The sequence below is a fragment of the Mesorhizobium sp. M0701 genome, assembly GCF_040320365.1.
GTDB lineage: Bacteria > Pseudomonadota > Alphaproteobacteria > Rhizobiales > Rhizobiaceae > Mesorhizobium.
In genome coordinates, this window is record NZ_JAMYPO010000033.1 from 70,446 (window position 1) to 77,098 (window position 6,653).

A 6,653-nucleotide genomic window follows, 5' to 3' on the forward strand; every position below is an offset into this window, starting at 1 on the left:
CAGAAGGGGGTCGTCTCGCGCGGAGCGCCGGCCTCCTGCATCGGCGATAAGGGGCCGAGCCCAGTCGGACCGACCCCCTCTGGCCGCTTCGCGGCCATCTCCCCCTCAAGGGGGGAGATTAGCACGGCCGATTGCGCCCTATGCCGCCTGCGGTTCCGGATCAAACGCCGGGCGGGTGGTATTGATCAGCAGCGAGATGCAGGCGGCGGCTATTGCCGTCATACCGGCGATCAGGAAGGCAAGCTCGTAATTGCCTTGCAGCTCGCGCATGGTGCCGCCGAAGAAGGCCGCTGTCGCGGCGCCAACCTGATGGCCGGCGACGATCCAGCCGAAGACGATCGGTCCGCTGCGGTCGCCGAACGCCTCGTTCGAAAGCCTGAGCGTCGGCGGCACCGTGGCGATCCAGTCCAGTCCGTAAAACACGGCGAAGATGATCAGGCTGGTTGCCGAAAAGCCGGAATAGGGCAGATAGATCAGCGACAGGCCGCGAATACCGTAATAGACGCCGAGCAGCTTGCGCGGGTCGAAACGGTCGGTGAGCCAGCCCGACAGCGTCGTGCCGATAAGATCGAAGATGCCCATCATCGACAGCAGGCCGGCGGCTTGCACTTCGCCTATGCCCATGTCGCCGCAAAAGGCGATCAGGTGCGTGCCGACCAACCCGTTGGTGGTGAAGCCGCAGACGAAGAAAGTGGCGAACAGATACCAGAAGACGCGCGTGCCGGCGGCGCGGCGCAGCGTGCTCAGCGTATGCGAAAGGAAATTGCCTTGCGAGGCTGGCGGCACCGGCGGCACGTCGTCGGCATCGGCGCCATAGCGGACCATGCCGATCGACGCCGGGCGCTCCGGCACCAGCATATAGACCAGCGGCACCAGGCAGGCGGTGGCCCCGGCAATGGCGATGGCGACCGGCTTCCAGCCGCCCGACTGGGCGAGCGAGGCGAGCAGCGGCAGGAAGACCAGCAGCCCGGTGGCACTGGACGCCGACATCAGCCCCATCACCAAGCCGCGATTGGTCTTGAACCAGCGGTTGACGATGGTCGCGCCGAGCACGGTGGCGACGGCGCCCGAGCTGACGCCGGAAAACACGCCCCAGGTGAGGAGCAGATGCCACGGTTTGGTCATCAACAGGCTGAGCGCGGTCGATCCCGACATCAACAGCAGCGCGGCAAGCAAGGTGCGGCGCAGCCCGATCCGCTCCATCAACGCCGCGGCAAATGGCCCGGTCAGGCCATAGAGGAAGATGCCGGTGGCCGCCGCCAGCGACACCACGTCGCGCCGCCAGCCGAAACTGTTCTCCAGCGGCAGCATCATGACTGCCGGCGCCGAACGCAGGCCCGCTGCGATCAGCAGGCAGAGGAAGATGACGGCGACCACGACGAAAGCGTAGCGCTGGCCAAACGGGCGGGATTGAGTTATCATGTTACTGACCGGTACGTTGCAGGAGCGCGAAACATACGTACCGACCGGTAACATTGTCAACCAGCTAATCGGCAGACCAGGCATGAAAAGCATTGAACCAACGATCAAGGCCAATGACGCACCGCCGCCTCGCGCCGCCGAACGGATTCTCCAGGTGGCGCGCGATCTGTTCTACCGGCAAGGCATCAGGGCGATCGGCGTCGACGAGATCGTGCGGCGTGCCGGCGTCACCAAGCCCAGCCTCTACCGCAGCTTTCCGTCCAAGGACGAGCTGGCCGCATCCTACCTTCGGCACTATGACCTCGAATTCTGGGAGCGCTTCGACGAGGCGGTGAATGCCCATCCGGGCGATCCGCGCGCGCAGATCGTCGCCTTCCTGACGCGTGTCGGCAAGCGTACGCAAAGGCCCGATTATCGTGGCTGCGGCATGACCAATGCCGCGGTCGAATATCCCGAACATGGCCATCCGGCCCGCGTCGTGAGCGAGGCCAACAAGCAGGAATTGCGCCGCCGCCTGCGTGCCATGGCGGCGGCGATGGGCGCCGGCGACGCCGAGACGCTGGGCGACGGGCTGCTGCTGCTGATCGAGGGCGCCTATATTAGCGGTCAGTTGTTCGGTGCCGGCGGACCGGCGCAGTCGGTGGCCCGCAACGCCGATCTTCTCATAGAGGCAAGCTTGAAGAAATAGTGGTCCGTTTTACCAGACCACTGTGCGCAGCCTGACTTCCTCTAGGCTGCTGCTAAATTTGACGGTACGCTGCGCCCCCCGAACTGAGTTGTTCCGCCATGCGCGCTCTCTTGATCCCGCTTGCCCTCGCCGGTTTCTGCCAGGCGGCCCGGGCCGGCGACATATCCAGCGTCTATACCGATCTCGATTGGGAGAAGGACTGCGTCACCTATGCCCAAGCGGAGGAAGGCGACGGCGACTGGGCCGATCTCGCCTGTTCGGGCTACCGCGGCTACCCGGTGCTGGTTTCCTACGACGACGCGCGGGAATCGCTGTTCTACGGCTTTCCACCTGGCGATATGACCACGGTCTGGGAAAGCTTTTCCGGCCTCAATTCGGCTGGACCCAAGGTCGAGTGGCGGATCGAAACCAACGGCAAAACTGCCATTCCCTTCGCCGTCATTCATCGTCGCTCGATCAGCGATACCGAGGGCGAGAACAAGTCGACGGAAGTGCTGATCGTCGCCAAGGTTGCCCAGCCTGACGCCCACGAAGGTTGCACGATCGGCCTTGTGCTCGCCACCGGCAATCCCGCCGCCAACGATCAGGCGCGCAAGCTTGCCGACGAGAAGGCACGCACCTTCGCCTGCGGCAAGGACAGGCGTGAGGTGCTTGGCGACGCGCCCGCTTTCGGCCGCGTCGACAACTGATTATTTGCGCCCGATAATTACTTGCGCCTGGCCCGCTCGATTGCCTCGACGATCATCTTCTTGGCATAGGCCGCATCGTACCAGCCTTCGATCTTGACCCATTTGCCGGGTTCGAGATCCTTGTAGTGCTCGAAAAAGTGCTGCACTTGCTGGCGGGTGATGTCGGGCAATTGCGTGTATTCGTGGACGTCCTCGTAGCGCAAGGTCAGCTTGGGCGAAGGCACCGCGATCACCTTCTCGTCCTGGCCGGCATTGTCCTCCATCACCAGCACGCCGATCGGCCGCACATTGATGACGCAGCCTGGCACCAGCGCGCGCGTGTTGCAGACCAATACGTCGATCGGGTCACCGTCGCCCGACAGCGTATGCGGTACGAAACCGTAATTGCCGGGATAGCGCATCGAGGTGTGCAGAAAGCGGTCGACGAACAGCGTGCCGGCCTCCTTGTCCATCTCGTACTTGATCGGCTCGCCGCCGATCGGCACCTCGATAATGACGTTAACGTCCTCGGGCGGGTTCTTTCCGCTGGCAATCGCTTCGATACGCATCGCTTTATCCCTCTCTCGATTGGAGATCGATAGCGGGCGACGGCGAATGGTGCAATGCGGCGAATGGTACGGGGAGATCGTCCGAACCGAAAACCGGCCGGATCATACGCTGGCCGTCATTCCCAGACGAAAGCGACCTTCTTCAGCGCCTTCTGCTCGAATATCTCGACGCCTTCGGCGACATCGCGGCCACCGGCGCCGGCATAGAAGGCAAGTGCGTTCTGATTGTCTTCCAGCGCCCAGACCACCATGCCTTTCAGGCCATGGTCGGCCAGCCGTGCCCGCGCGGCCGAGAACAGCTGGCTGCCGAGCCCGATGCCTTGATATTCCGGCCGCAGGTAAAGTTCGTAGATCTCGCCCTGCTGCCTGAGTTCGCGGGCGCGGTTCTTGCCGATCGTCGCATAGCCGGCAATTTTGCCGCCGATTTCGACGACCAGGACGGTTGCAGCGCGGCGAATGGCATTCGCCCACCAGTCGGCGCCGCGGCGGTTGATCATCGATGTCAGCGTGCGGTGCGGGATGATGCCCGAATAGGCGCCGCGCCAGGCCTCGAGATGCACGTCGGCGATGGCGGCTGCATCGCGCGGTTCGGCTTTCCTGATGTCGATGCTCAGCGTATTCATGATTGGTTAACCATAAACCCGCTGCGCCCGATTGCAAGAGTCCGGTCAACCGCCGCGATGCTTTCACACAGCCGGACGGTGCGTCCTTGAGACGCTGCGAAACCGCTTTTGGCGAGATCAAATCTCGACCAGATGGTCGTCCAGTTCGTTGCTGTCGCCGGTCGAGACCGGAAAATGCTCGGCCAGTACCGCACCGACTGCTTGGATCGCCTTGACGAACCCCTCGGCAAGCCGATCGTCGCCGGCATGCGCCGTAAGGTCGCGGACGACACCGTCCCAGACATGCTGGCCGACACGAGAATCGATCCCGCTGTCGGCGACCACCTCGGCGTAGCGCTCGGCAATCGAGACGAACACCAGCACGCCAGTGCGCGCCGTGGTGCGGTGGACGTTGCGGGCGAGGAACTGCTTCATCGCATTGGCGTGGGCGGCCTGGTAGCGCAGCCGCCTCGGCACCAAATGGATGCGCAATGCCGGCAATGCCCACAACAGGATGAGCACACTGGCAAGCGCCAGAAGCTCGGCGATGACGAAATGCGGCAAGCGGATCGACAGCCACCAGGCTTCCAGCCCATAACCGACGGCGAGGCTGGCGACGAGCATGCTGAGCGTCGCCATGAAGGCGGCCGGGAAGAAATAGCCGTCGCTGGCATACGCCACGACGCAGTAGATCTCGCCGTCGGTCTTTGATTCGGCAGCGCGGATCGCACCGGCGATGTGCTCATGATCCTCGGGGCTGATCGGTCGTGTTGCCATGATTGATGTCTCACCAGCTTCCTGAAGAACCGCCGCCGCCGGACGAACCGCCGCCGCCTGAAAACCCGCCGCCCGAACTTCCGGACGACCAACCGCTGCCGGAACTTCCAGACGACCAGCCACTGCCAGACGAGGTCCCCGACGTCCAGCCACCGCCACCGGAGGATGACGAAGCTGGCCCACGGCCGTAGCGAAACGTCATGCCCAGCCACTTGTACACGCCCGGCGACAGTTTCGTGCCGAAGATCGGCGGCAGGAACGCCATTGCCAAGCCGCCGAAGAACATCGTCGCCCACAGGACAATGAACAGCATGAAGATGGGATCGACAGGATTGTCATTCGCCGGATTGCGCTTGCCGCGCGCCTCCAGCTCTTCGGGATTGCCTTCCAGCACCATGATCATGTCGTCGACGGCCTTGCTGATGCCGCCCGAGAAATCGCCGGCACGGAAGGCCGGCACCATGTCGTTTTCGATGATCAGCTTGGTGTGCAGGTCGGTCAGCGTGCCTTCAAGCCCATAGCCGACTTCGATGCGCATCTTGCGGTCGTTCGGCGCCACCAGAAGCAGGACGCCGTTGTTCTCCTTCGCCTGGCCGAGTCTCCAGGCGCGGAACAGCCGGTTGGCGTAAGGCTCGATCTCCTCGCCGTCGAGGCTGGGGATGGTCGCGACGACGATCTGGTCGGACCCTTTGGTCTCGAACTCGGCAAGCTTCTGCGTCAGCGCCGCCTCGGTCGTGGCATCGATGATGCCGGCATTGTCGACGACCCGTCCGGTCAGCGCCGGCAGTGCGGCGGCGAGGGCCGCGAAGCCGACCAGCAGCACCGCCATGGCCAACAGCGCGGTGCCGATCATTTTGATGAAACGGCCGGATTCCACCGGGCTGATGGCGTGTCTTGTCATCTCGTCACCAACTTCCCGAGGAGCCGCCGCCGCCGGACGAACCGCCGCCGCCGGAAAACCCGCCACCGCTTGAACCCGACGACCATCCCCCGCCAGAACCTCCCGACCAGCCGCCGGACGACCGCCGGTTTGGCTTGAAGGTCATGCCCAGCCAGCGATAGCGGCCGGGACCGATCTTCTGGCCGAAGATCGGCGGCAGGATGGAGGCTGCGAGGCCGCCGAAAAAGATGATTGCCCAGATGGCTATGAAGATCGTGAAGAACAGGTCGTCGCTGTTGAACGGCGGCTGCTGGTTGCGCTTGCCGCGCGCCTCCAGTTCTTCGGGATTGCCTTCCAGCACCATGATCATGTCGTCGACGGCCTTGCTGATACCACCGGAGAAATCGCCGGCACGGAAGGCCGGCACCATGTCGTTTTCGATGATCAGCTTGGTGTGCAGGTCGGTCAGCGTGCCTTCCAGCCCATAGCCGACTTCGATGCGCATCTTGCGGTCGTTCGGCGCCACCAGAAGCAGGACGCCGTTGTTCTCCTTCGCCTGGCCCAGTTTCCAGGCGCGGAACAGCCGGTTGGCGTAAGGCTCGATCTCCTCGCCGTCGAGGCTGGGGATGGTCGCGACGACGATCTGGTCGGACCCTTTGGTCTCGAACTCGGCAAGCTTCTGCGTCAGCGCCGCCTCGGTCGCGGCATCGATGATGCCGGCATTGTCAACGACCCGTCCGGTCAGCGCCGGCAGTGCGGCGGCAAGGGCGGTGAGCGGGAGGAGGAGAAGGCTTTGGAAGACGAGCAGGAAGGCCAGGCTGGCGTTCTGTCGCGCCCCCCTCTGTCCTGCCGGACATCTCCCCCTCAAGGGGGGAGATCGGCTGTCACGGCTGTTTTCGCCAATCTCCAACGATGCAGGATGGGCGGTGAAGCCAAAGCTGCCAATCTCCCCCTTAAGGGCACTAGGGCGTATACACATCTTGCTGCGACGGATTGACTCGGTTGTGACGTGTCGGATTCCGCCGGCGTGTGCTGTATGATTCTTCT

General features: G+C 63.7%; 8 protein-coding genes. 2 read left to right on the top strand and 6 right to left on the bottom strand.

Annotation, left to right across the window (positions count from 1 at the left end; all coding sequences use genetic code 11):
- Positions 1-138 precede the first annotated feature (138 nt).
- Entirely contained in the window at positions 139-1,422 is a 1,284-nt protein-coding gene (locus tag NKI24_RS25685) for an MFS transporter (RefSeq protein ID WP_352749399.1), read from the bottom strand.
- An 82-nt stretch (positions 1,423-1,504) separates the two neighbouring features.
- Between NKI24_RS25685 and NKI24_RS25690 the strand changes: the two genes are divergently transcribed.
- Both NKI24_RS25690 and NKI24_RS25695 read left to right on the top strand, forming a co-directional pair.
- Positions 1,505-2,110, top strand: a complete 606-nt coding sequence (locus NKI24_RS25690; protein ID WP_292664336.1) for a TetR/AcrR family transcriptional regulator — start codon at positions 1,505-1,507, stop codon at positions 2,108-2,110.
- Positions 2,111-2,208: 98 nt separating this feature from the next.
- Positions 2,209-2,799, top strand: coding sequence for a hypothetical protein (locus NKI24_RS25695; protein WP_352451244.1), 591 nt, complete (start codon positions 2,209-2,211; stop codon positions 2,797-2,799).
- Between the two features lie 17 nt (positions 2,800-2,816).
- On the opposite strand, the gene ppa is transcribed toward NKI24_RS25695, so the two are convergent.
- The 5 genes from ppa to NKI24_RS25720 form a co-directional block, all read right to left on the bottom strand.
- The gene (gene ppa / locus NKI24_RS25700) at positions 2,817-3,347 is read right to left on the bottom strand and encodes an inorganic diphosphatase (protein ID WP_352451245.1); all 531 of its coding nucleotides are present in this window, start codon (positions 3,345-3,347) and stop codon (positions 2,817-2,819) included.
- Between the two features lie 116 nt (positions 3,348-3,463).
- On the bottom strand, positions 3,464-3,970 hold the full coding sequence (locus tag NKI24_RS25705) for a GNAT family N-acetyltransferase (RefSeq protein ID WP_352594385.1): 507 nt from the start codon (positions 3,968-3,970) through the stop codon (positions 3,464-3,466).
- A 117-nt stretch (positions 3,971-4,087) separates the two neighbouring features.
- The gene (locus NKI24_RS25710; protein WP_352749404.1) at positions 4,088-4,726 is read right to left on the bottom strand and encodes a TPM domain-containing protein; all 639 of its coding nucleotides are present in this window, start codon (positions 4,724-4,726) and stop codon (positions 4,088-4,090) included.
- A 10-nt stretch (positions 4,727-4,736) separates the two neighbouring features.
- The gene (locus tag NKI24_RS25715; RefSeq protein WP_502901489.1) at positions 4,737-5,579 is read right to left on the bottom strand and encodes a TPM domain-containing protein; all 843 of its coding nucleotides are present in this window, start codon (positions 5,577-5,579) and stop codon (positions 4,737-4,739) included.
- A gap of 52 nt (positions 5,580-5,631) precedes the next feature.
- A complete protein-coding gene (locus NKI24_RS25720; protein ID WP_352749409.1) occupies positions 5,632-6,474 on the bottom strand; it encodes a TPM domain-containing protein in 843 nt (280 codons plus the stop codon).
- Positions 6,475-6,653 lie beyond the last annotated feature (179 nt).

Coding starts and splice junctions, on each gene's coding strand:
- NKI24_RS25705 (WP_352594385.1), bottom strand. CDS start 3,970: ATGAATACGCTGAGCATCGACATCAGGAAAGCCGAACCGCGCGATGCA.
- NKI24_RS25715 (WP_502901489.1), bottom strand. CDS start 5,579: ATGATCGGCACCGCGCTGTTGGCCATGGCGGTGCTGCTGGTCGGCTTC.
- NKI24_RS25710 (WP_352749404.1), bottom strand. CDS start 4,726: ATGGCAACACGACCGATCAGCCCCGAGGATCATGAGCACATCGCCGGT.
- NKI24_RS25690 (WP_292664336.1), top strand. CDS start 1,505: ATGAAAAGCATTGAACCAACGATCAAGGCCAATGACGCACCGCCGCCT.
- NKI24_RS25685 (WP_352749399.1), bottom strand. CDS start 1,422: ATGATAACTCAATCCCGCCCGTTTGGCCAGCGCTACGCTTTCGTCGTG.
- ppa (WP_352451245.1), bottom strand. CDS start 3,347: ATGCGTATCGAAGCGATTGCCAGCGGAAAGAACCCGCCCGAGGACGTT.
- NKI24_RS25695 (WP_352451244.1), top strand. CDS start 2,209: ATGCGCGCTCTCTTGATCCCGCTTGCCCTCGCCGGTTTCTGCCAGGCG.